Origin of the sequence: Brevibacterium metallidurans, assembly GCF_037101285.1 — a bacterium.
GTDB lineage: Bacteria > Actinomycetota > Actinomycetes > Actinomycetales > Brevibacteriaceae > Brevibacterium > Brevibacterium metallidurans.
In genome coordinates this window covers 163,746-186,772 of record NZ_BAAAAF010000004.1, presented here as the reverse complement: position 1 = coordinate 186,772, position 23,027 = coordinate 163,746, and the positions used below count along the sequence as shown (strand labels likewise).

Below are 23,027 nucleotides of genomic sequence, written 5' to 3'. Positions count from 1 at the left end.
GTCCACACGGTATGGATAGATCCATGCCCTGTGGACCAGAACCGCGCGGTCACCGCCGTCCTCGAATGTTCACCTGATCTGCACCCGCGGATCAACCGGCGGCCAGGAGGCGCACGCACAATCACGATTGTGAGAATCAGTCCTGAACCGTCGCCTGCCGCCGGTCGCTTTCACCGCTCAGGCAGCCACTCGTCTCCGGTCATCCTCCCCGCGAGCGATCGCACGCCCGGCTCGCTCGGTCGCACGCCCGGCCCCATCGGTCACACCCCTCGCAAGCGATTCGTCGACCTCGAACTGCCCACCGGGGAACGCACCCGTGCCTACCGCGTCTTCGAGGCGCTGCCGGCCGTGGTCAGCTACACCGCGATCGCCCTCGTCTTCATCCTGCCCTTCATCGACCCGATGCTCGGCGCGGTCTATGTCCTCGCCATCGTCGGTCTGACGTTCGTCCGGGCGATGCGCGGGGCCGTCGACGTCGCCCGCGGGTTCGCGCGGTACCGGCGGGCGGCGCGCGTCGACTGGGGTGCCCGGCTCGTCGACCTCGAGCGGGCGATGGACGGTCTGCCGGCGCTGCCGTTCCCGCAGAGCGGGTTCCGTGCCGCTGAGCATGCGGCGACCGTGGAGCGGGTGCGTGAGCATCCCGCCGAGGCTGTCCGCCCGTCCGCGCTCATCCACGCCGTCGTCGTGGCAGCCTACAACGAGCCGTTCGAAGTCATCGCCGGGACGATCCGCACCCTGTTGCACACCTCGACCTCGCCCGGGCAGATCGCGGTGTTCTTCGCATACGAGGAGCGCGGGGGACCGGCGATGGCAGCCACGGCGCGGCGCCTCGCCGCCGCGTACGGTGACCGGTTCCGCGCCTTCGAGCTCGTTGCGCATCCAGCAGGTGTGTCGGGCGAGATCGCCGGCAAGGGTGCGAACATCACCCACGCAGGGAAGCGGTTGGCCGCTTGGGTGCGGGAGGAGGCGATCGACCCCGAACGGGTCATCGTCACCAGCCTCGACTGCGACAACATCCCGCACGAGTCCTACTTCGACTGCGTCGCCTACGAGTACGCGATCGCTCCCGATCGGCAACGGGTCTCGTTCCAGCCGATCAGCCTCTATGTCACGAACATCTGGGATGCCCCGGCTCCCTCGCGGGTGGTGGCGAGTGCGAACTGCTTCTGGAACCTGACGACGACGGTGAGGCTCTTCGCGCTGCGGAACTTCGCCTCGCATTCGCAGCCTCTGCCCGCGCTCATCGCGATGGGGTTCTGGTCGACGAAGACGATCGTCGAGGACGGTCACCAGTACTGGCGCAGCTGGTTCCACTTCGACGGGGACTACCGGGTGGTGCCCGTCCACGTGCCGATCTATCAGGATGCCGTGCTCGCCGGCAGCTTCGCCCAGACGATGGTCGCCCAGTTCAAGCAGCTCAGCCGGTGGTCGTACGGAGCCAGCGACGTCCCCTACGTCGGAGTGCGGGTGTTCGCCGGAGACGCGCGCTCGCCGTTCTGGCCTGGGTTCCTGCGCTTCCTCTCCCTCCTTGAAGGGCACGTCAGCCTGGCGTCGCTGTCGGTGATCATCGCCGTCGGCGGGTGGATCCCGTTCGTCATCGCCACGCACACCGGCCAGTCGACGGATTTCATCGACGTCATGCCCATGACCGTGGGCATCGTCCAACAGGTGGGGATGATCGGACTGCTCGTCTCGGTGCTCGTGTTCAGGGCGCTCCTGCCGCCGAGGCCGGTTCACGTCGCTCCGGTGCGCAGCCTGACGATGTGGCTGCAGTGGCTGCTCTATCCGCTCACCCTCCTCGTCTTCAACTCCGGGACCGCGCTGTATTCGCAGTGGTGCCTGCTCACCGGTCGCTACCGTGAGCGCTTCGACGTCACGGAGAAGCGACACAGCGCGGAGCTGCGCCGGTCCGCGTGACTCGGGCACCCTCGCCGAGGTGGTGGCTGGCCGGATTCGTCCGAAGAAGTCCTGGCCGAAGGTGGTGCTTCGCTCACACCACTGCTAGCCTAAATGCATGCACACGCAAACAAATCGCTCACAGGGGCCTGCTGACCTCGGGGGGTCGTGGTCGCGGGTGGCGGTCTTCGCCTCCGCGGTCGACGGCAATCTCGACAAGTGGCTGGCCGATAGCTATCGGCTGGGGCTGACGGAGTACCGGGCCTTGGGTTTCCTCCGTTTCGCCGACGACCGCGAACTGAGGGTGAGTGAGCTGGCGCGCAAGGTCGGGCTCAATCCGAGTTCGGTGACGCGGCTGGTGAGCAGGCTCGAAGCGAAAGGGCTGGCGGTGCGCGATGTGTGCGAGGATGACGGGCGCGGCGTCTTCGCGGTGCTCAGCGACCGTGGGGAGAGTCTCGCCGCAGAGATCGAACAGCCGTTCGCAGATCGACTGCGCGACGTGCTGGCCAGTCCGGATGTGCACTTTCCGGAGTTCGACGCCGAGGTGGTCGGTTCGGCGATGTCCGATGTCCGACGACTGCTGGGCGAGTGACTTGGGTGAGCGCCTCGGGTGGATGGCTCGGACCGCTCGCACGGACGACTCGGCATCGTTCGAACCTCGATCGCCCGGCCCTCTGCGTTCAGTGAACTGAAGATCGGTCGACATGTTTGCTGCTTCATCCTCATATAACTGTATGTACACACAAATAGAAAGGCTGAATACGATGAGTTGGCTCTATCTGGCGATCGCGGTGATCTTCGAGATCGCCGTCGGCATCGCCGCGGGCAAGGCAGAAGGATTCACCCGGCTGTGGTGGACGATCGCGACGCTGGCTGCGGGAGGGATCGCCACGTTCTTCCTCAGCCTGGCACTGCTGACCTTCGACGTCGGCGTCGGCTACGCACTGTGGACCTCGCTGGCCGGAGTGGGGATCGTCATCCTCGGCGCGCTGTTCCTCTCTCAACGTCTGACGTGGAGGAAGGCGGTCGGCATCGCCATCGTCATCGCGGGGGTCGTCGGCCTCAATCTGGCAGGAACGGCATGAGCGGGGCGCGCGAGGTTCCTCGCCGTACTCATTCGACGAGCAGGACCGGACAATGGTTGGCACTGCTGCTGGCCGGCGGCTTCGAGGTCGGTTATGCCCTCAGCGTCAACGGAAGTGCCGGATTCACCGACCTCGGCTGGTCTCTGGTGGCGATCGTCTTCTTCCTCTTCACGCTCTTCTTCCTCAGCGTCGCACTCAAGCGGATCGACGTCGGCATCGGCTATGCGGTGTGGGCGGGGATCGGGGCTGTGGGCGCTGCGGTGCTCGGACCCGTCTTCTTCGATGAGACGCTGACTGTGACGAAGGGAATCTGGTTGGCCGTGATCATCGGCGGAGTCGTCTGGCTCAAGCTCGCCGACAGCCCGGCGCTCGAGCGACGCGGACATGTGGAGCGCGCGGGGGAGTGATTGTCGGCACCCTCGCCGAGGTGGTGGCTGGCCCGGGGTGTCTGACGGCATCTCAACCCGCGCCGCCCCCACCGGTTTACGGTTTTCCTCAGTCGGGTCTCAGGTCTTCACCCCTGTGGAGCGGGCCGGGGGCGGCGTAGTGTCGAAGACATGAACTCACTATTCGATTCCATTCGCAAGATCGGTTTCCGCCGCGGACCCGACCGCATCCTCGGTGGCATCGCAGGCGGGCTCGCCGCCGTCACGGGACTCAATGTCTGGCTCGTGAGGATCCTCGTCCTCCTGTCATTCCTGCTTCCGGTGCTCGGTGTCGGCGCCTATGTCGTCGTCTGGGCGATCACCCCATGGCAGGACGGGAGCATCCCGCTCCAGCGTGCCTTCGGCGGAGGTCAGCTCGAACGCTAGGCACCTGCCGCCGAGAGGCCCATAGCTCGCGTGATCGTGATCGGCAGTTCCGGTCACGCGATGACGCCCCGCGATCCCTTGTCAGGGAGGGATCGCGGGGCGTCTGTGCATTCCGGAGCACGGCCGGTGTCTGCCGCCACTCCGGTCGTGAGACGATTCTCCGATGACACGGATGAGAACGCGCACCACTCAATCGGCGATGACGATCTGGGCGGCAGGTGCGCTCATCGCCGTCGACACCGTGTTCGTCGTCGCCTACATCCTCTGGTTCAACGCCGACGAGGCGGCTGTGAGCAGGGCTGAAGCTGCGGGCTTCGATACTTCGCAGTTGCTGCCTGCCTCAAATCTCCTCTGGGTGGCGATGAACGGTGCCCTCGTCGTTCTCCTCGGTGTCAACATCGTCGCCGTCAGCGCCTGGTTCGCCATGCTCGCGAGGCCGACCATCGCCCCAGACGGCCGCACGCACTAGGTTCGTCACCCGCGCTCACGCCCCGCGATTCCTCGACAGGGAGGGTGCGCGGGGCGTTTCCGTGTGTGCCCGAACACAAATAGATGTGGTTATCTCTGTGTTTATGCCCGAATGTGTGACATTATGAACATGTGTACGCCGCCGAACGCCAACAGACCATCCTCGACGCCGCGAGATCGCGGGGCCGAGTCGAGGTCACTGCTCTCGCTGAACAGCTCAATGTGACAGCCGAGACGATCCGCCGGGATCTCACTGCCCTCGAGCGGCGCGGACTCCTCAAGCGCATGCACGGCGGCGCGATCCCCGCCGACGCCGTGGCGCTCGAGCCAGCACTCGAAGAGCGCATCGGACACCGGGCCGCAGAGAAGCAGCGGATCGCCCTGCGCGCGATCGAAGAGTTCCCCGACGGCGGCAGCGTCCTCCTCGACGCGGGCACGAGCACGCTCGCGATCGCCCACGCCCTGCCCGACGACCTGTCCCTGACCGTCGTCGCCAACAGCCCGATGATCTGCGCGATCCTCGCCTCCAAACCCGGCATCACCCTTCTCCAGCTCGGTGGCCGAGTCCGTGAGCGGACGGGAGCCGCCGTCGGCCGCTGGACCACCGACGCTTTGGCCGAACTGACCATCGACGTCGGCTTCATCGGCGCCAACGGCTTCGACGCGGAGCGCGGTCTGACGACCCCCGACGAATCCGAGGCCGCAACGAAACGGGCGATGGTCGAGGCCTGCCGCTCCACGGTGCTCGTCGCCGACTCGAGCAAAGCCGCACACGCCCACCTCCACCGCTTCGCCGCCATCGACGAAGTCGACCTCATCGTCACCGATGCCGGCATCGACGAGTCGATCGCCGGGACCCTCCGCGCGGCCGGACCGAAGGTCGCCGCCGTATGATCATCACGCTCACCCCGAATCCCAGCGTCGACCGGGCTATCACCGTCGGTGCGCTGCGTCGCGGCCATGTCCTGCGCGCCGCCTCCTCTCGCGTCGACCCGGGCGGCAAAGGCGTCAACGTCGGCCGGGCACTGACGTCCATGGGCGCCCGCCCGCTCGTCGTCGCTCCCTCGGGAGGGCCCGAAGGAGCCCTGTTCGAGTCGCTGCTCAGTGCCGACGACATCCCCGCCGAGGTGGTCCCCATCGCTGAGAGCATGCGGATGAACATCAGCGTGCTCGAACCCGACGGCACGACGACGAAGCTCAACGAAGCCGGACCCGAACTCACCAGCGTTGAGGTCGACTCCCTGCTCGCGACCACCCTCGACCACGCGGCCCCCGGCGTCTGGATCGCCGGCTGCGGGAGTCTCCCGCCGGGAGCCCCCGCCGACCTCTACGCCTCGCTTGTGCGCGAGGCCAAGAGCCGTGGCGCCCGCGTGGCCATCGACTCCTCAGGGGCCCCGTTCGAGGCCGCCGTCGCCGCCGGCCCCACACTCATCAAACCCAACCGCGTCGAGCTCGCCGAGCTCTGCGGACGACCCCTGACCCACCTCGGCGCAGTGATCGAGACCGCTCGCGAACTCGTGGCCGGCGGCATCGAGAACGTCGCGGTCAGCCTCGGCCGCGACGGCGCCGTGCTCGTCACCGCTGACCAGGCCATCCACGCGACCGCGGTGATCTCCGACCCGGTCTCGACCGTGGGCGCCGGTGACTGCATGCTCGCCGGGCTGCTGCTCGGCCTCGACGACGGCACCGAGGCCCGGAGCGCACTCGCTCAGGGCGTGACCTGGGGAGCTGCCGCCGTGCGGCTCGAGGGCACAGCGGTGCCGACCCCGGCCGACCTGGTCGACATCCCCCTGACGATCTCGAGCGAACCCGACCTCGCTCTGCCCCTGGACGACTGATTCGCGCCCGAACGACGGACCGAATGACGAAAGGAATCGACATGCCGCTGATCAATGACGAACAGGTCCTGCTCGACCTGGGCGGGGCCGACCGCCCCGAGGCGACGCGCAGACTCGCCGAATGCCTCGTGGCGACCGGTCGCTGCACCGACCTCGAGCTCTTCGTCGCCGACGTCGAGGAGCGCGAGTCGAAGACGGCGACGGGCCTGCCCGGCGGCATCGCCATCCCCCACGCCCGCAGCGCCGCCATCACCGAACCGTCCCTCGTCTTCGGCCGGACCACCGACGGCATCCCGTGGGGCGCGAAGGACGGCCCCGCCCACCTCGTCTTCCTCATCGCGGCCCCTGCCGACGGCGGCGACGCCCACATGAAAGTGCTCCCGCAGCTGGCCCGCGCCCTCATGCGCGAGGACTTCCGCACCGCCCTCCTCAACGCTGAGACCCCCGCCGAGGTCGTCGCGATCGTCGACGAGCAGGTGCGCCTCGAACCCGCAGAGGCGTCCCCGACGGAATCGAAGGCCGCCCCCGCCGAGGCGGTCGAACCGGAACCCGCCACCACCGCTTCGGCCGCCCCCGCAGCCGCAGCACCCGCGGACACGACCACCGCCTCGGCGACCGATGCCCCATCCGCAGCCGAGGTTCCGGCACCGGCAGCAGCCGCCTCGGCGAGCGAGTCCGCACCGACCGACCGACGCTTCCGGTTCGTCGGGGTGACCTCGTGCCCCACCGGCATCGCCCACACCTACATGGCCGCCGAGGCGCTCGAGAACGCCGCCCGCGACGCAGGCTTCGAGATCGTCGTCGAAACGCAGGGATCGGCAGGGTCGACCCCGCTGACCGCGGCACAGATCGCCGAGGCGGACGCCGTCATCTTCGCCCACGACGTCGAGGTGAAGGAACGGGCACGCTTCGCCGGCAAACCGACTCTCGACGTCGGCGTGAAGAAGGCGATCTCGGAGGGACCCCAGCTCATCAGCAGGGCCGCCGAACTGGCCGCAGCCGGACCGACCGAGGCCACCGCCTCGGCGATCATCGACGAACGGACCGAAGACGAGGCGACCGAACGGCTCGGATTCGGCACCAAGCTGCGGCAGTGGCTGATGACGGGCGTGTCGTACATGATCCCGTTCGTCGCCGCCGGCGGCATCCTCATCGCCGTCTCCTTCATGCTCGCGCAGATCGCTCTCGGGGAGAACGGGGCGATCGAGATCGTCAAGTACAGCCTCACCGGTGACGACCAGTACAACATCGCCCAGAACTTCGACCTCGTCAGCCTGACCTCATGGGCGGCGCTGGCCTACGTCATCGGAGCCGCGTCGTTCGGGTTCCTCGTCCCGATCCTCTCCGGCTACATCGCCTTCGCGATCGCCGACCGACCCGGGCTGGTGCCCGGCATCGTCGGCGGATTCGTCGCGGTGACGATGAACGCCGGCTTCCTCGGCGGCATCGTCACGGGCCTGCTCGCCGGCGCCGTCGCGAAGTGGATCTCGAGCTGGAAGGTGCACAAAGGGGTGCGCGGTGTCATGCCCGTCGTCGTCATTCCGCTGCTCTCGACGCTCATCACCGCCGGTCTCTTCATCACCGTCCTCGGCCGACCCATCGTCGCGCTCATGAACGGACTCAACGAGGGACTCAACGGGCTGACCGGGGGCGGAGTCGTCGTCCTCGGACTCATCCTCGGCGCGATGATGGGCTTCGACCTGGGCGGTCCCGTCAACAAGGTCGCCTACGGGTTCGCGACTGCCGGTCTCTCTGCCGCGGGCACCGCGATGGACGCCCCGCAGCTGAAGATCATGGCCGCGGTCATGGCCGCCGGGATGGTTGCGCCGCTCGCGCTCGCGCTGGCGACGACCATCGCACCGAAGCTCTTCTCCGCCCCCGAGCGCGAGAACGGCAAGGCCGCATGGCTGCTCGGCGCGTCCTTCATCTCCGAAGGGGCGATCCCCTTCGCCGCGGCGGATCCGATCCGCATCATCATCGCCTCGACGATCGGATCGGCGGCGACCGGCGCCCTCGTCATGTTCTTCGGGTCGACGCTGCTCGCACCCCACGGCGGCATCTGGGTGCTCCCGCTCATCGGCCAGCCGCTGCTCTTCGTGCTCGCCCTCGCCGTCGGCGTCGCCATCACCGCCGCCCTCGTCGTCCTGCTCAAGGCGCTCGCGGCCCGGCGCCGGGCTGAGAAGGCTGCCGACAGCCTTCCCGAGGCGGCCCCGGTCGCCGCATGATCAGACCTCGCACCACCCGCACCATCGCACCGCACAGTTCACGCACCACAACTCACGCACCACAAGGAGAGATCATGGCAACTCGCACCGTCACCATCGCCTCGACCGTCGGACTCCACGCTCGCCCGGCCTCGCTCTTCGTCGAAGCCGTCTCCGAATCCGGGGTCGACGTCGAGATCAGCCGCCCCGGTGAGGACGCCGTCGACGCCGGCAGCATCCTCGGCGTCATGGCCCTCGGTGCCAAGCACGGCGAAGAGGTCGTCCTCTCCGCTGAGGGTGAGGGCGCCGAGGCGGTCCTCGATCGTCTCGTCGACCTGCTCGCCACGGACATGGACGCACAATGAGCGGCCACGGCGAGGCCCTCGGCGCGCCCGCTGCGGGGGCGGAGTCGGCGACGCTCCACGGAATCGGAGTGAGCCCGGGATCCGCGTACGGGCCCGTCGTCCAGGCGGCAGCGCCGGTCGCGCCTCCCGAGGATGAGCCGGCGGCGGAGGATCCGGCGGCGGCCTCGGAGCAGGCCATCGCGAGCTTCATGCACGTCGCCGACACGCTCGATCAGAAGGCGCTGAGCGCCGATCCGACGGCCCGCGACATCCTCAAGGCTACGGCGATGATCGCCCGCGACCGGTCGCTGCACCGTGAGGTGACGAAGCGTCTCAACGCGGGGAAGGGCCCGGCAGGTGCCGTCGCCGAGGCGATCGAGGTGTTCGCGGCACAGTTCGAAGCCCTCGGCGGGTACTTCGCCGAACGCGTCACCGACCTCCGTGACGTCGGGGCCCGGGCCATCGCCGAGGTGCTCGGGAAGCCTGCGCCGGGACTGCCGACGCTGACCGAACCGAGCATCGTCGCAGCCGAGGACCTCGCGCCCGCGGAGACCGCGACGCTCGACCGTTCCCTCGTGCTCGGCATCGTCACCCGGGCCGGCGGGCTGACGAGCCACACCGCGATCCTCGCCGCGCAGATGGGGATCCCCGCCGTCGTGCAGCTGCCGGAGGCGACGGCGATCCCGATGGGCACTCCGCTGCTCATCGACGGTGGCAGCGGTGAGGTCGTCGTCCGTCCGGATCCGGAGTCCGTGGAGGCGCAGCGGCAGCGTCGTGAACGACGTGCGGCAGCGCTCGCCGAGGTGAGCGGTCCGGGTGCGACATCCGACGGTCACCGGGTGGCGGTGCTGGCCAACATCGGGGGAGTCGATGACGCGGAGCTCGCCGGCGCCGAGGATGTCGAAGGGGTCGGTCTCTTCCGCACCGAATTCGTCTTCCTCTCCGCTGTCAGCGCCCCGAGTGTTGAGGAGCAGACGGAGATCTATCGGAAGGTGTTCGCCCCGTTCGCGGGTCGTCGCGTCGTCGTGCGCACCCTCGATGCGGGTGCCGACAAGCCGCTCGCGTTCGCTGACCTGGGGCCGGAGGAGAATCCGGCGCTCGGGCGACGGGGTCTGCGTCTGTCCCAGGCGAGGCCGGATGTGCTCACGGCTCAGCTCGAAGCGCTCGCGGCTGCGGCGGAGGCGACGGGTGCCGATGTCAGGGTCATGGCCCCGATGGTCTCGACCGCGGCGGAGGCCCGATGGTTCGCAGACCAGGTGCGGGCCAACGGTCTCGCCTCGGCGGGCGTGATGATCGAGGTGCCTGCGGCGGCGCTGCGTGCCCGACAGGTGCTTCAGGCCGTCGACTTCGGCAGTCTCGGGACGAACGACCTCGCGCAGTACACGATGGCGGCCGACCGGATGGAAGGCGAGCTCTCGGAGCTGCTCGACCCATGGCAGCCTGCCGTGCTGTCGATGATCGCCGCAGCCGCCGACGGTGCGAAGGCCGCTGGCAAGCCGCTCGGTGTCTGCGGGGAGTCCGCGGGTGATCCGCTGCTCGCGCTCGTCCTCGTCGGTTTGGGAATCACGAGCCTGTCGATGGCTCCGGGCAAGGTCGGTGCCGTGAGGCTGGCATTGCGGAGCCATGCGTTCGACGACTGTCGTGCCCTCGCCGAGGCGGCGCTCGCCGCCGAGTCGCCGGAGGAAGCCCGCGAAGCCGTTCGCGCAGGCGCGGCACCCGAACTGCTCGACCTGCTCTGAGACGGCTCAGCCGGGGTCGGCGGCCACCGTGTGGTGGGCGTCGTCGAGAGTGGTCGGTTCGCCGCGCAATAAGAGTTTCATTGGATTTGTCACATTCGGGACGATGCGAATGTGGTCTGATTGCGACATGCGCGAAAAGATGACAGTGACGTTTGAAACACTGCTGAACGGTTACATCGACGCACACCTCCGTTTCGAAACAGCAAGGCGTACCCAGAGTGCTGAAGCAACATTCCTCCCGCTTTTCGAAGCACTTAACTGGGCCGTTGTGATGGATGATCATATCGTTCATCACTGGAAGCCTGGGGGTGAGTTGCTGAAATACCGATGGAGAGATCTCCTGGAAGTAGAAGAGCGCGCGACAATCAGAGGAATCCGCTTCGCGAGGAACCGGGTTCACCACCAGTGGGCCGACGCTCTCCAGCTCAACACAGGCGGGTTTCAGTTCCCAATTGTGTTCCCCATGGTGACCCATGAGTGGTCTTGGGTGTCTGCCGATGTGATCCCACTCAGTAAGAAAGATGACCAGAATCGGGGCATTGACGAGTACCGATCGGAATTGCAGGGGCGGCTCGCCCGACGCTCTCTTGCAGTGCTCGAGCAGGTCTATCGGAAGATGGCTTCGGAGTACCTGAAGTAGAGCGACAATCCAGCCTTGGGGCGACCACGCCTCTTCGGTGAATGCAAGCAGGCCTGTGTGACATTCCAGTAAGTCTCCACAGCGAACGCAGTCTATGAACGAGAGCGCCCCACCAGAGTTTTTCCTGGTGAGGCGCTTATTCCTATGGTGGGCCCCGTGGGGATCGAACCCACGACCCGCGGATTAAAAGTCCGCTGCTCTACCAACTGAGCTAGAGGCCCGGTCCCAACAGATCGGCATGGGCGTGCGCCCGGAAGCTGCTGTTGGAGACTCCCCAATACTAGGGCCAGACCAGGCGTTCGCTCAAACCCGAAAGGGTGCCCCTCGCAGTCCGAGAGGGTGCCCCACGCAGTTCGCGGGACACCCTCTCGATCCGGCAACGGCGTCAGCGGCGACCGCGGTCACCACCGCGCACTCACCGCCGCCTGCGAAACCTCAGCGACCGATCTCCTTCGACGGCTTCGTCGAATCCGAGACCGACGAGTCCGAATCGTACTTCGTCGCATCGTGCTCGACGCCCTCGTCGACGACCTCGCCGTCGACGGAGTCCTTGTCCTTCTTCCGCACCAGCGCGGCAACGTGCTGCAGTGTTCCCAGCAGCTTGTTGTCGCTCTTCGGTGCCACATACTGCGGGTCGGTCTCGAGCGGGAAGACCGTCGGCGCTGCACCGAACGCGGTCTTAGACTCGTTGGCGACCTTGCGCGACATCTGCGCATTGACGACACCGCCGATGACCGCGCCGATGCCGAACGGCAGCAGACGACCGAACAGCGATCCGCCGGCCTTCGCAGCGAACTTCCGGATGAACGTCTTCCGCAGCTTCCGCAGCAGCAGGTCGACGACCGGCGCCGGCAGCTGCTTCGTCAGGGTCGCACCCCAATCGCCGAGGAGCGCCTCCGGCCCCACGGACTTCTTCCCGAACCGCTGGACGAGGTTCTTCCCGTCCTGTCCGAGCATGAGCCCGAGCACCAGCGCATTCGCCCGCGCCGGATCGTTGACCGGCAGACCGTGGATCTCCGAGATCGCCTGCGCGAACAGCGCCGTGAGCTCGAGGAACCCGGCCGTCTCAGCCGTCGCCACACCGAGCGCAGCCATCGTCCCGATGCCGGGCACCGCAGCCGTCGCACCCACAGCGGCACCACCGGTCGTCGCAAGTGCTAGATAGCGCTTGCGGATGATCGCGACGAGCTCCTCAGGGGTGGCATCCGGATTCCGCCTGCGCAGCGAACGCACATAGGCCAGCACGACGGGCCGCTGCACCGACAGCAGCTTGGACAGCGCCGACTGCGCACGCGGGTTCAAGGACCCATCGTCGTTGATCGCAAGCTTCGTCGCCTTGCCGAGACCCTTCTGCACCATTGTCTGCTTCGCCACGGGAGCTCCTCCTCGTTCACTGTCTTCACGGGCCGATTCTTCAGCCCGGATCCGAGATCATTTTAGTAGGGCACGCTGTGATTTTCGTACAAGCAGCCGAGCATTTGCTGACCGAACATCGAGACCGGGTCGAGGCCAGAGCGGGATCAGGTCTGGTCTCGCCCGCACCCCGAGGGTTGTGTCCGTTACATCTAAACTATATGATTCTGGCAAAAGCTATACATTCCGGCTCCTGGGTGTCCCGCCCATCAGCTTGTCACAACGTCGTGACGCCCCACACCGCGGTGGGGCGGTCTGAGGGGAATCCATGAAGAAGCGTCTGACCGCCATGATCGGAGCCGGCCTGTCCGCGCTCACGCTCACCGGCTGTGCGATGTTCCAACCCGTCGACGTCGACCGCGCCGCCACCGAGGCGGTCGACCCCAACGCCATCACTCTGCGCTTCGGCAACGTCTACGAAGCCAGCCACCCCGTGAACTCGTGCGGCCTCGAACCGATGAAGGAAGAGCTCGCAGCCAAGGGCTTCAACGTCCTCATCTACCCCGCCGCGCAGATCGGCAGCGAAGCCGAGATGGTCGAACAGGTCGCCACCGGTGCCCTCGACTTCGTCAACAGCGGCCCCTCCTTCCTCGGCGCCTGGTATCCCGAAGCCGCCGTCCTCGACGGCGCCTACCTCGCCGCCGATGCCGCCGAACTCCAAGCCGCGACGACCGGTGACATCATGACCGGGGTCTTCGACCGCATGGCCGCCGAGACCGACCTCCGCGTCGTCAGCAACTTCTACTACGGTGCCCGCCAGGTCACCGCCAACAAACCCGTGCGCACCCCCGCCGACCTCAACGGACTGAAGATCCGCACACCCGACGCACCCCTCTACCTCACGACGCTCGACATCATGGGCGCCACCGCCACCCCGATGGCCCTGAGCGAGGTCTACCTCGGCCTCCAGCAGAACACGATCGACGCCCAGGAGAACCCGATCCCGACGATCGCCTCGGCGAAGTTCTACGAGGTCCAGGACTACATCAGCATCACCGAGCACATCGTCCAGGGCGTCTACCTCGTCGGCAATCAGCGCCTGCTCGACAGCATGGACCCTGCCAAGCGCGACATCCTCACCCAGGCCATCGACGACGCCCGCGTCCGCGTCGAGGAGTGCACCGTCAAACAGGAGAAGGAGATCCTCGCCGACTGGAAGAAGACCGGCGAGATCACCGTCGTCGACGACGTCGACATCGACGCCTTCCGCGACCTCGTCGCGAAGGAACTGCCCAACCGGGTGACCTGGGGTGACACCTACCTCGCCGTGAAGAAATCCCTCGAAGACGCCCGCGCCGAGGCGGGGGAGGAGAACTCATGAACCCCACCGACCCGAACCCCGACTCCACCGACCCGAACCCCGACCCCGCCGCCGCCGACAGCATCGCCGACGCCGAGGCGACCCTGGCCTTCGAGCAGGACTCCTTCGAGAGGCGCAGCACCCTCTACCGCTGGGCGATCGGACTCGAACGCACGATCGGCATCCTGCTCATGGTCGGCGTCTTCGTCCTCGTCCTCCTCCAGGTCATCACCCGCTACGTCTTCGACTCGCCCCTGTCGTGGACCGAGGAGGTCGCCCGCCTCACCCTCGTGTGGCTGACCTTCATCGCCGCGGCCTTCGTCAGCTCCCGCCGCTCGCACATCACCGTCGATCTCATCGCCACAGTCGTCCCGCCCCGGGTGGGCAGGGTGATCGGCACCTTCGCCCGCCTCGTCGTCCTCGCCGTCTCCGCGTTCATGGCCGTCGCCGGGATCATGATGGTCGACATCGTCGCTGCGATCGCGATGCCCGCCTCCGGCCTGCCCACCGCCCTGCTCTACCTCGCAGCGACCGTCGGCTTCATCCTCATCTTCATCCACACGATCATCGAGATGATCATGATCGCGAGATACCCCGAGGAGAACCCCGACACCGTCGACACCGCAGCCCAGTTGGAAGGACTGTGACATGACTCTGCTCCTCATGCTCCTAGCGCTCCTCATCCTCCTGGCCCTGCGTGTGCCCGTCGGCATCGCCCTCCTCGTGCCCTCGATCATCTATATCGCCTTCGACCCCTCGTCGAGCCCGGCGCTCGCCGTCCAACAGGCCACCTCCGGCGTGTTCGACTTCGCGATCCTCGCGGTGCCGATGTTCATCCTGCTCGGCAACCTCGCCAACATCTCCGGAGCCACCGACCGCCTCTACGACGCCGCGGTCGCCGCCATCGGCCACGTGCGCGGATCGCTCGGCTACGTCAACATCCTCACGAGCTTCGGCTTCTCCTGGGTCTCGGGTGCGGCGATCTCCGACGCCGCGGCGATGGGCCGCATCCAGGTGCCCGCGATGATTCGCCGCGGCTACCCCGTCGGGCTCTCCCTCGGCGTCACCGGCGCCTCGTCCCTCATCGCCCCGATGATGCCGCCGTCGATCCCCGCGATCATCTACGCCGTGACCGCAGGCGTCTCCGTCGGCGCCCTCTTCGTCGCCGGCATCGTCCCCGCGGTCCTCCTCGTCATCACGCTCAGCATCATGTGCTGGTTCCTCACCCGCAAACGCGAGGACCTGCGCCTGCCCAAGGCCGACCTCGGCGAACGCGTCCGGTCCGGTCTGCGCGCCCTGCCCCCGGTCGGCGCCGCCGTCGTCATCCTCGGCGGCATCCTCTCCGGAGTCTTCACCCCCACCGAGGCGAGTGCCGTGGGTGTGGCCTACATCGGCATCCTCGCGATCGTCTACGGCAACTTCACGTGGCCGAAGGTCCGGCACGCCCTCGTCACCGCGGTCGAGACGACCGGCGGCGTCCTCATCATCGTCGCCGGCGCCGCCCTCTTCGGCTGGGTCCTCGCCCGTGAGCAGGCACCGCAGCTCGCCGCCGATGTGCTCCTGTCCATCACCGACCGCCCCATCGTCTTCCTCATCCTCGTCAACGTCCTCCTCCTCATCATCGGCTGCGTCCTCGAACCCACCTCGGCGATCCTCATCCTCGTCCCCGTCCTCCTCCCCGTCGCCGAGGTGTTCGGACTCAGCCCCGTCCACTTCGGCATCATGATCATCTTCAACCTCCTCATCGGCCTGCTCACCCCACCCGTGGGCCTCGTCCTCTTCGTCCTCTCCTCGGTGACGAAGTACCCGGTGACGACGGTGATCAAGGGCACCCTGCCGTTCTTCGTCCCGATGCTCGCCACCCTCGTCCTCATCTCCGTCGTCCCGTTCCTCAGCCTGTGGCTGCCCTCGCTGCTGGGCTACCCCGTCTGACCCGTCGCCACGAGCCCGCCCTGATCTGCCGGTCCTGACCCGTCCGCCCGACTCCCCACCGCACAGAAAGACCACGATCCCGTGCCTCTCATCACCGACATCAGCGCCACCGACGTCCGCTTCCCCACCTCGCTCGAGCTCGACGGCTCCGACGCCGTCAACGTCGACCCCGACTACTCGGCCGCCTACGTCACCATCCGCGCCGGTGAGGGCGATTCCGCCGAGGTGGGGCATGGGCTCGTGTTCACCGCCGGACGCGGCAACGAACTCATCGTCGCCGCGGTCGAGTCCTACGCGGCCCTGCTCATCGGCCGTGAACTCGACGACCTCCTCGCCGACCTCGGGGCCGCCTCGGCGCTGCTCGTCCACGATTCGCAGCTGCGCTGGCTCGGACCCGAGAAGGGGGTGACGCAGATGGCCGCAGGCGCCCTGGTCAGCGCCCTGTGGGACATGTCGGCCCGGCGCGCAGGCAAACCGCTGTGGAAGTTCTTGGCCGAACTGCCCGCCGAGGACCTCGTCGCCGCGATCGACTTCACCCACATCCGCAACGCCCTGACCGAGGACGAAGCCCTCGAGATGCTGCGCGCAGGAGAAGCGGGGCTCGCCGAGCGCATCGCCGATCTCGAGGCGACCGGGTTCCCCGCGTACACGACCTCGCCTGGGTGGCTGGGCTACGACGACGAGAAGCTCGTGCGGCTGGCGAAGGAGGCCGTCGCCGAGGGGTTCACGCAGATCAAGCTCAAGGTCGGCGGCAGCCTCGAGGCCGATCGACGTCGCCTCGCGCTCGCCCGCGAGGCCGTGGGGCCGGATATCCGCATCGCCATCGACGCGAACCAGAAGTGGGAGACCGGTGAGGCGATCGACTGGGTCAACGCGCTCGCCGAGTTCGACCCCTACTGGATCGAGGAGCCCACGAGCACCGACGAGATCCTCGGACATGCGGAGATCCGCCGCGGCGTGACACCTGTCAAGGTCGCCACCGGTGAGGCCGTCCACAACCGGATCATGTTCAAACAGCTCCTCCAAGCCGAGGCGATCGACATCCTCCAACTCGACTCGACCCGGGTCGCCGGCGTCAACGAGAACCTCGCGATCCTCCTGCTCGCGAAGAAGTTCGGCATCCCCGTGTGCCCGCACGCCGGGGGAGTCGGCCTGTGCGAACTCGTCCAGCACTACTCGTTCTTCGACTTCGCCCGCCTCTCCGGCACCGAGGACGACCGTGTCATCGAGTTCGTCGACCACCTCCACGAGCACTTCGTCGCTCCGGTCTCCGTCGTCGACGGCCGCTATCAGGCACCGAGTGCGCCGGGCACGAGCGCGGAGATGGTCCCGGAATCCGTGTCCGAATGGACCTACCCGACCGGACCCGGCTGGGTCCGCACCGGCGACCGGGCCGCCGTCGGCTCCTCCACCTCTGATTCGGCTGGCAGGGAAGGAGACGCATGAGCATCCGCGACCTCCTCCCCGCCGAGGCGACCGGAACCTTCCTCGGCCGCCTCCGCGTCCCCGGACGCCGGGCCCCCGTCCCCGTCCTCGTCACCGGGAACGCCGTCCATGACATCTCGGGCATCGACCCCACGATCTCGGGAATCCTCGAAACCCGGGACCTGCCTCGGCGGCTGGACGAGGTGAGGACCAGGCCTGCGGACTGGGCGATCGACGACATCTTCACCCCCGCCGAGGCGGCCCCCGCGGACATCTCCGCTGAGCCGGCCGCTCCTGCAGCTCCCGAGTCGGCGGACGCCCCCGTCCTCCTCGCCCCGATCGACCTCCAGGTCATCAAGGCGTGCGGGGTGACCTTCGCCGGGTCGATGGTCGAGCGCCTCATCGAGGAGCGCTGCGACGGCGATCCCGCCAGGGCTCAGTCCGTGCGCGAAGAACTCGCCGAGGCGGTCACCGCCGACCTCAGCGCGATCGTGCCCGGATCCGCCGAGGCGGCGCGCCTCAAGGAGGCCCTCATCGCCAAGGGGTGGTGGTCGCAGTATCTCGAAGTCGGCATCGGTCCCGACCCCGAGGTCTTCACGAAGGGCCCGGTTCTCTCGGCCGTCGGGTCCGGGGACGCCGTCGGCATTCCCGCGTTCTCGCAGTGGAGCAATCCCGAGCCCGAACTCGTCCTCGTCGTCGACTCCGCCGGTGCGATCCGTGGGGTGACGATGGGCAACGACGTCAACCTCCGCGACGTCGAGGGCCGCAGCGCTTTGCTGTTGGGCATGGCGAAGGACAACAACCGGTCGACGGCGATCGGGCCGCTCATCAGGCTCTTCGATGAGGGCTTCGAGCTTGATGACGCGAGGAGCCTCGAACTCAGGCTCACCGTCACCGGTGACGACGGCTGCGAGCTCACCGGGGTCAACTCGGTCGGATCGCTCAGCCGACGCTTCGAGGAACTCGTCTCCGCGGCCCACGGCAGGCACCATCAGTACCCGGACGGCTTCGTCCTCTTCACCGGCACCCTCTTCGCCCCGACGCAGGACCGGGATGCAGTCGGACTCGGATTCACCCACCACCTCGGCGATGTCGTGACGATCGCCAACGACCGGTTGGGAGCGCTGAGGAACACGGTGGGTCGATGTGAGGACCTGCCGGCCTGGGACTACGGAATCCGTGCCCTCTTCGCCGATATCGGTGCAGGACAGCGGTAGTCTCGTGGGCACAGTGGAGACCATCGAGGGCGGCCTGGCGCGAGCCGCCGCGAAACGCGCGAAGGGAGACGGGATGCCGAGCGAGGCCGACCCGACCGTCTACGCGAGGATCAAGGCGATGATCCTCGACGGCACAGTGCCGCCGGGGGAGCGGATCACCATCGACCGGATCGCCCGGGAGCTCGGGGTGTCGCAGACTCCGGTGCGGGAGGCGATGCAGCGGCTCGAGGGGGACAAGCTCGTGCGCACCCGGCAGCCGCGCGGGTACGCGACGACCCCGCTGCTGACGAAGCGCGATCTCGAGATGATGATCGAGGTCAGGCTCCTGCTCGAACCGTGGGCGGCGCGCATGGCCGCCGTCGATCGGGCCTCGAACCCCGGCCGGGCGCTGCTGGCCGAGCTCGCGACCTTCTCCGGGGCCGCGGCGGACGGGGCGGCGTGGAAGCACGAGCTCTTCCGGCACGACACCCGCTTCCATCTGCTCATCCTCGAGGCGACCGGCAACAGCTTCCTCCTCGACGCGTACCGGCAGATGCACCCGCACCTCCACCTCTTCCGCCTCTACCCGGGCGACCCGCACGGCACCGACACCTCCCACGAGCACGCCGAGATCGCCGCCGCCATCGCCGCTTGCGACCCCGATGCCGCCGAGGCGGCGATGCGCGAGCACATCCTCCGCGCGCTCAGCCGGTTCTCGGCGAGCACGAGCGACGGGGGCGGTGCGGAGCGTGATGACGCGGGTTCCAGGGCCAGCGGCGGTGCCGATGTCAGCGGCGCTGCGACCGATCAGGCGGAAGCTGCTCGTGACGTCCGGCGCGACCTTGCCGACACGTATGCGTCGGTCCTCGGCAGCGTGCCAGGATTCCCCGACGCCGCGAACATCACGGTCGCGGCCGAGGGCAGGAGCGGGCACGACGACGAGCCAGCTGAGGGAGCTGCAGGCGCCGAGGACGGCGGGATCGCGAGTGTGGCGACGGGCACGCAGGAGCAGGCAGGATGAGCGAATTCTCCGTCGATTCCCTCCGCGAGTTCGCCCGCGCCGCCCTGGCCGTGAGCCAAGTGCCCGAGGACGATGCCGCTCTGACAGCCCACTCGCTCGTCCAGGCGGACCAGCGGGGCATCGCCTCGCACGGTCTCCTGCGTCTGCCGCTTTACGTCCGTGCGCTCGAAACCGGCGGCATCGCCTCGGTGCCTGAGATCGCGTTCGTCCGTGACGGCGGGGCCACGGCGGTGCTCGACGGCGGCAGCGGCCTCGGGCAGGTCGTCATGCAGGTCGCCGTCGACTGGGCGCTCGAGCGCACCCGAGAACACGGGGTGAGCGCGATCGCGGTGGAGAATTCGAGCCACTACGGAGCCGGAGCGTTCTGGACCGATCAGCTCGCCGCCGCCGGCTTCTTCGCGTTCCTCACCTCGACGACGGGACCCACCGTCGCCGTCCACGGCGGCAGTGAGAAGGTCATCGGCACCAACCCGCTGACCCTGACCGCGCCGAGCACCGACGGCACGCCTCTCACCGTCGACATGGCCACCTCGGCGGGGGCGTTCGGCAAGGTCATCGCCGCCCGCAACGCTGGCCGGCCGATCCCACCGGGGTGGGCCGTCGACCGCGAAGGACGTGAGACGACCGACGCCGAGGCGGCCGCGGCGGGCTCACTGCTCGCCTTCGGCGGGCACAAGGGCTCAGGACTCGCAGTGCTCCTCGAAGCGTTCGCCGGGGGCCTCACCTCGGCGACCTTCGCCTACGAGACCCAGGACATCTGGGACAACCCGGCCTCGGAGATGAACAACGGACACATGCTCATCACGATCGACTCCGCAGCGTTCAACGGCCGCAGCGCCGCCGAGGAGAAGGTGAGTGCGCTCGGCGCCGCGATCCGAGGCTCCGGCGACGGCGTGCGGCTGCCCGGGGAGATCGAACACGAGACGGAAGCCGACAATGCCGTGACGCTCGACCTCGAGGACTCCACCGGCCAGGCGCTGCTCGCGCTCGCCGGTCGCCTCGACCTCGAGCCGCCTCGGTGAGGGGCAGTTTCGTCTGCCCTACCGGTGTCCAGGCTCGGGGACTAGACTGCACGCACGATGAATGAGCGCCCGTTCCACCGCCCTGTGCCCCTCGCCGACCTCGACGCCGTGAGCGACCCGAGCGACCCTGTCACGCGTTCGGAGACCTCGCACGCGACGGCGGCGCTCCTCCTCGGCGACTGCCGCGGCAACCGCGACGAGGCCGCGACCAGGCGCTTCGTCGAGCTCGCCGACGAGATCGGCCTCGAAGTCATCGCCGAGATGTGGTCGGCGGCCCCCGCGGTCTCGGCACCCGGCGCCCTGTGGCGCCTCTACGCGCTGCGCGAGTGGATCGTCACCGCCCCGCGTGAGGTCTCCGACCTCTTCGACCTCGGCCTGCGCCGGACCACCGACGGCATCGGGCTCGAGGAGATCCTCGCCGGCGTCGAGATCCCGGCCGGACCCGACGAGGTGGCCCGCGCGATCGACGAGATCCTCGTCGGCGCCTTCCGCGGCGACGTCGTCATCGCCCTGCTGCGGGCTGCCGCCTTCGTCGGCATCTGCGCGGCCGGAGCCGACGAACCGGAGACCCGGACACGACTGCGTCAGCTTTCGAAGGACCTCGGCGACGCCGCGATGTCCCGCCGCCACGGCGGACTCGACTGACCCGACGGATACCGAACCGACCGCACTGACCGTTCCCCGCCTCGCCGACGGAACTGAACGACGAATACGGAATCGACCGCACCGACCGTTCCCCCACCTCGGCGAGGGCATCGCCCCTGGCAGGGACTCTTGCCCGGGCACGAGACCAGACGTCGCGGACTGTGAGATTTTTCAAGCTTTCCCAGGTCGGCGCGGGGTGGACGCACGGGGAGGAAGCGGTATCGTGGAAGACGGCCCTCGTGGCCACCGGACGTTGGATCGCTGAAGCCCCGGGCTCCAACCTCAGCCGCTTCGAGCGGCCTATCGCCGAGAGGCGCTCTCGGTTCAGCGTCCGGTTCTCAACGTCGACAGAGAAATATCGGCACGCGTCCGGCGGTGTCCGGGTCCCGGCAGGAGGATACGCATGCGGCTCCGACGTGTACCGCAGGACACTGTCTTCTACGAGCGGATGGCCGATCTCGTCGGTCAGATGCGCCAATGCAACCTCGTCCTCGCCGAACTCTCCGGCGTCGATGTCGGCCAGCGCCGTGAAGTCGCTGACAAACTCCGCGAGATCGGCGACCGGGCCGACGAGGACATGGGCGCGGTGCTGCGGGCGCTGCGGGAGAACTACATCACCCCCTTCGACCGCTACGACCTCTACCTCCTCTGCCACCACATGCGCGAGATCTGCCACCGCCTCCACGGCGTCGGCTACGTGCTCGCCTCGGAGGCCTTCGACACTCTGCCCTCGGGCGTGCTCGAGACCCTCGCGGTTCTGTCGAACCAGACCGACCACACCTCGCGGATGGTGACGAAGCTGCCGGGCAAGGTCGACCAGTGGGACTTCGTCGACTCGATCAACCGACTCACCCACCAGGTGGAGACCCTGCAGTGGCGGATGTCCGACGCCGTGCCCAATGCGAAGCGGGGCCTGACGTATATGGCGGCGGTCTCCCAGCTCGGGCAGGCGTTCGTCCGCGCGGCCCACGGATTCACCGAGCTCGGCAAGGCCGTGGCCTCGATCGCGATCAAGGAGTCATGATCCGTGGAGCTGCTCATGGCCGGAGTCATCGTGGCTGCGGTGATCTTCGCCGGGTCCAACGGCTTCCATGATGCGGCTCTGACGATCGGCAACGCGGTGGTCGGCCGCGCACTCAGCCCCAAGTGGGCGCTCGGACTCGCCGTCGTCTTCAACTTCATCGGCGCACTGCTCGGCGAAGGCATCGCCATCGTCGTCGCCAACCAGATCATCCGGTTCTCCGGGATGTCGACGGACATCATCCTCACCTGCATCCTCATCGCCTTCGTCTCGGCGACGATCTGGAGCCTCTTCACGTACTACCTCGCCCTGCCGGTGTCCTCGACGCACTGCCTCATCGGAGGACTCCTCGGTGCGGGGCTGATCCTCGGCTTCACCTTCGACAGCCTCGAGTTCTTCGACTCCGTGATCCTGCCGCTGCTCATCTCACCCGTGCTCGGCTTCTTCCTCGCCTGGGGGCTGACGCTGCTGCTGTCGAAGATCTTCGCCTCGACCCCGTCGAAGCCACTCTTCCGCGGCGCCCGCATGGTCGACTCGGTGCTCACCGCCTCGCTCTCCCTCGTCCACGGAATCCAGGACGCGCAGAAGACCGCGGCGCTCGTCATGGTCGCGATCCTCGCCGTCGACACCATGCCCCACAGCGAGCTCGCCGTCGTCGAGATCTCCTGGCCTGTGCGCATCACCATTGCGCTGGCCCTTGCGCTCGGCACGGGGCTGAGCGGGTGGCGGGTCGTGCGCACGCTCTCGGTGCGGATGGCCAGGCTCGACCCGGTGAAGTCGGCGGCGGCCGATGCGACCGCCTCGGTGCTCATGTACGCGGCGGCGCTGATCATGCGCGTGCCCGTGTCGCTGACCTTCGTGCTCGGCTCGGCGATCCTCGGCACCCAGTACGCCGGACGCCAAGGGCATCCGCGGGCGCGCTACTTCATCCCGATGTTCGCCGGCTGGCTGCTGACGATCCCCGCGGCTGCGCTGCTCGCCGTGACCATCGGCGTCATCGTCATCGCCGCCGGGCAGTGAAGGCGG

General features: G+C 68.0%; 23 protein-coding genes and 1 tRNA gene. 22 read left to right on the top strand and 2 right to left on the bottom strand.

Features of this window, described 5'->3' with window-relative positions; translation table 11 throughout:
- Positions 1–129: 129 nt before the first annotated feature.
- The 12 genes from AACX88_RS07340 (at position 130) to AACX88_RS07285 (ending at position 11,026) form a co-directional block, all read left to right on the top strand.
- Positions 130–1,917, top strand: coding sequence for a hypothetical protein (locus AACX88_RS07340; RefSeq protein ID WP_339392380.1), 1,788 nt, complete (start codon positions 130–132; stop codon positions 1,915–1,917).
- Between the two features lie 157 nt (positions 1,918–2,074).
- Positions 2,075–2,488, top strand: a complete 414-nt coding sequence (locus AACX88_RS07335; RefSeq protein ID WP_339392379.1) for a MarR family winged helix-turn-helix transcriptional regulator — start codon at positions 2,075–2,077, stop codon at positions 2,486–2,488.
- Positions 2,489–2,660: 172 nt separating this feature from the next.
- On the top strand, positions 2,661–2,981 hold the full coding sequence (locus tag AACX88_RS07330) for a DMT family transporter (RefSeq protein WP_339392378.1): 321 nt from the start codon (positions 2,661–2,663) through the stop codon (positions 2,979–2,981).
- A gap of 56 nt (positions 2,982–3,037) precedes the next feature.
- The gene (locus tag AACX88_RS07325) at positions 3,038–3,388 is read left to right on the top strand and encodes a DMT family transporter (RefSeq protein WP_339392377.1); all 351 of its coding nucleotides are present in this window, start codon (positions 3,038–3,040) and stop codon (positions 3,386–3,388) included.
- Between the two features lie 150 nt (positions 3,389–3,538).
- A complete protein-coding gene (locus AACX88_RS07320) occupies positions 3,539–3,793 on the top strand; it encodes a PspC domain-containing protein (RefSeq protein WP_339392376.1) in 255 nt (84 codons plus the stop codon).
- Positions 3,794–3,965: 172 nt separating this feature from the next.
- Entirely contained in the window at positions 3,966–4,262 is a 297-nt protein-coding gene (locus AACX88_RS07315) for a hypothetical protein (RefSeq protein ID WP_339392375.1), read from the top strand.
- A 131-nt stretch (positions 4,263–4,393) separates the two neighbouring features.
- Positions 4,394–5,155, top strand: coding sequence for a DeoR/GlpR family DNA-binding transcription regulator (locus AACX88_RS07310; protein ID WP_339392374.1), 762 nt, complete (start codon positions 4,394–4,396; stop codon positions 5,153–5,155).
- A complete protein-coding gene (gene pfkB, locus AACX88_RS07305) occupies positions 5,152–6,099 on the top strand; it encodes a 1-phosphofructokinase (protein ID WP_131247914.1) in 948 nt (315 codons plus the stop codon). The genes AACX88_RS07310 and pfkB overlap by 4 nt, the downstream gene beginning before the upstream one ends.
- Before the next feature lie 41 nt (positions 6,100–6,140).
- Positions 6,141–8,324, top strand: coding sequence for a PTS fructose transporter subunit IIABC (locus tag AACX88_RS07300; RefSeq protein ID WP_339392373.1), 2,184 nt, complete (start codon positions 6,141–6,143; stop codon positions 8,322–8,324).
- A 74-nt stretch (positions 8,325–8,398) separates the two neighbouring features.
- Positions 8,399–8,668, top strand: a complete 270-nt coding sequence (locus AACX88_RS07295; RefSeq protein ID WP_009380974.1) for an HPr family phosphocarrier protein — start codon at positions 8,399–8,401, stop codon at positions 8,666–8,668.
- Complete coding sequence (gene ptsP, locus AACX88_RS07290) at positions 8,665–10,386, top strand: phosphoenolpyruvate--protein phosphotransferase (RefSeq protein ID WP_009380973.1); 1,722 nt, start codon at positions 8,665–8,667, stop codon at positions 10,384–10,386. Before AACX88_RS07295 ends, ptsP begins: the two co-directional genes overlap by 4 nt.
- 127 nt (positions 10,387–10,513) lie before the next feature.
- Positions 10,514–11,026, top strand: a complete 513-nt coding sequence (locus tag AACX88_RS07285; RefSeq protein WP_131247918.1) for a hypothetical protein — start codon at positions 10,514–10,516, stop codon at positions 11,024–11,026.
- Between the two features lie 145 nt (positions 11,027–11,171).
- Here the strand turns inward: AACX88_RS07285 and AACX88_RS07280 are convergent.
- Positions 11,172–11,247 (bottom strand) — tRNA-Lys (locus tag AACX88_RS07280).
- Between the two features lie 214 nt (positions 11,248–11,461).
- Positions 11,462–12,400, bottom strand: a complete 939-nt coding sequence (locus AACX88_RS07275; RefSeq protein ID WP_179952606.1) for a hypothetical protein — start codon at positions 12,398–12,400, stop codon at positions 11,462–11,464.
- A gap of 307 nt (positions 12,401–12,707) precedes the next feature.
- On the opposite strand from AACX88_RS07275, the gene AACX88_RS07270 reads away from it, so the two are divergent.
- The 10 genes from AACX88_RS07270 (at position 12,708) to AACX88_RS07225 (ending at position 23,021) form a co-directional block, all read left to right on the top strand.
- Positions 12,708–13,760 carry a DctP family TRAP transporter solute-binding subunit gene (locus tag AACX88_RS07270; protein WP_339392372.1) on the top strand — a complete coding sequence of 351 codons (1,053 nt, stop codon included), beginning with the start codon at positions 12,708–12,710 and terminating at the stop codon, positions 13,758–13,760.
- Positions 13,757–14,386 (top strand): TRAP transporter small permease, encoded by a 630-nt coding sequence (locus tag AACX88_RS07265; RefSeq protein WP_339392371.1) that lies wholly within the window; start codon positions 13,757–13,759, stop codon positions 14,384–14,386. Before AACX88_RS07270 ends, AACX88_RS07265 begins: the two co-directional genes overlap by 4 nt.
- A gap of 1 nt (position 14,387) precedes the next feature.
- Positions 14,388–15,671, top strand: coding sequence for a TRAP transporter large permease (locus tag AACX88_RS07260; RefSeq protein ID WP_131247923.1), 1,284 nt, complete (start codon positions 14,388–14,390; stop codon positions 15,669–15,671).
- Between the two features lie 81 nt (positions 15,672–15,752).
- Positions 15,753–17,117: an enolase C-terminal domain-like protein gene (locus AACX88_RS07255; protein ID WP_339392370.1), complete on the top strand. Its 1,365-nt coding sequence runs from the start codon at positions 15,753–15,755 to the stop codon at positions 17,115–17,117.
- Positions 17,114–18,313, top strand: coding sequence for a fumarylacetoacetate hydrolase family protein (locus AACX88_RS07250; RefSeq protein WP_339392369.1), 1,200 nt, complete (start codon positions 17,114–17,116; stop codon positions 18,311–18,313). The genes AACX88_RS07255 and AACX88_RS07250 overlap by 4 nt, the downstream gene beginning before the upstream one ends.
- A 13-nt stretch (positions 18,314–18,326) precedes the next feature.
- Positions 18,327–19,313 carry a GntR family transcriptional regulator gene (locus AACX88_RS07245; RefSeq protein WP_339392368.1) on the top strand — a complete coding sequence of 329 codons (987 nt, stop codon included), beginning with the start codon at positions 18,327–18,329 and terminating at the stop codon, positions 19,311–19,313.
- Entirely contained in the window at positions 19,310–20,335 is a 1,026-nt protein-coding gene (locus AACX88_RS07240) for an Ldh family oxidoreductase (RefSeq protein WP_339392367.1), read from the top strand. Before AACX88_RS07245 ends, AACX88_RS07240 begins: the two co-directional genes overlap by 4 nt.
- Before the next feature lie 57 nt (positions 20,336–20,392).
- Positions 20,393–20,980, top strand: coding sequence for a hypothetical protein (locus AACX88_RS07235; protein ID WP_339392366.1), 588 nt, complete (start codon positions 20,393–20,395; stop codon positions 20,978–20,980).
- A gap of 403 nt (positions 20,981–21,383) precedes the next feature.
- Positions 21,384–22,004: a DUF47 domain-containing protein gene (locus AACX88_RS07230; protein WP_339392365.1), complete on the top strand. Its 621-nt coding sequence runs from the start codon at positions 21,384–21,386 to the stop codon at positions 22,002–22,004.
- 3 nt (positions 22,005–22,007) lie between these two features.
- Positions 22,008–23,021 (top strand): inorganic phosphate transporter, encoded by a 1,014-nt coding sequence (locus AACX88_RS07225; RefSeq protein ID WP_339392364.1) that lies wholly within the window; start codon positions 22,008–22,010, stop codon positions 23,019–23,021.
- Positions 23,022–23,027 lie beyond the last annotated feature (6 nt).

Coding starts and splice junctions, on each gene's coding strand:
- AACX88_RS07330 (WP_339392378.1), top strand. CDS start 2,661: ATGAGTTGGCTCTATCTGGCGATCGCGGTGATCTTCGAGATCGCCGTC.
- AACX88_RS07320 (WP_339392376.1), top strand. CDS start 3,539: ATGAACTCACTATTCGATTCCATTCGCAAGATCGGTTTCCGCCGCGGA.
- AACX88_RS07315 (WP_339392375.1), top strand. CDS start 3,966: ATGAGAACGCGCACCACTCAATCGGCGATGACGATCTGGGCGGCAGGT.
- pfkB (WP_131247914.1), top strand. CDS start 5,152: ATGATCATCACGCTCACCCCGAATCCCAGCGTCGACCGGGCTATCACC.
- AACX88_RS07300 (WP_339392373.1), top strand. CDS start 6,141: ATGCCGCTGATCAATGACGAACAGGTCCTGCTCGACCTGGGCGGGGCC.
- AACX88_RS07295 (WP_009380974.1), top strand. CDS start 8,399: ATGGCAACTCGCACCGTCACCATCGCCTCGACCGTCGGACTCCACGCT.
- ptsP (WP_009380973.1), top strand. CDS start 8,665: ATGAGCGGCCACGGCGAGGCCCTCGGCGCGCCCGCTGCGGGGGCGGAG.
- AACX88_RS07285 (WP_131247918.1), top strand. CDS start 10,514: ATGCGCGAAAAGATGACAGTGACGTTTGAAACACTGCTGAACGGTTAC.
- AACX88_RS07270 (WP_339392372.1), top strand. CDS start 12,708: ATGAAGAAGCGTCTGACCGCCATGATCGGAGCCGGCCTGTCCGCGCTC.
- AACX88_RS07265 (WP_339392371.1), top strand. CDS start 13,757: ATGAACCCCACCGACCCGAACCCCGACTCCACCGACCCGAACCCCGAC.
- AACX88_RS07260 (WP_131247923.1), top strand. CDS start 14,388: ATGACTCTGCTCCTCATGCTCCTAGCGCTCCTCATCCTCCTGGCCCTG.
- AACX88_RS07250 (WP_339392369.1), top strand. CDS start 17,114: ATGAGCATCCGCGACCTCCTCCCCGCCGAGGCGACCGGAACCTTCCTC.
- AACX88_RS07240 (WP_339392367.1), top strand. CDS start 19,310: ATGAGCGAATTCTCCGTCGATTCCCTCCGCGAGTTCGCCCGCGCCGCC.
- AACX88_RS07235 (WP_339392366.1), top strand. CDS start 20,393: ATGAATGAGCGCCCGTTCCACCGCCCTGTGCCCCTCGCCGACCTCGAC.
- AACX88_RS07230 (WP_339392365.1), top strand. CDS start 21,384: ATGCGGCTCCGACGTGTACCGCAGGACACTGTCTTCTACGAGCGGATG.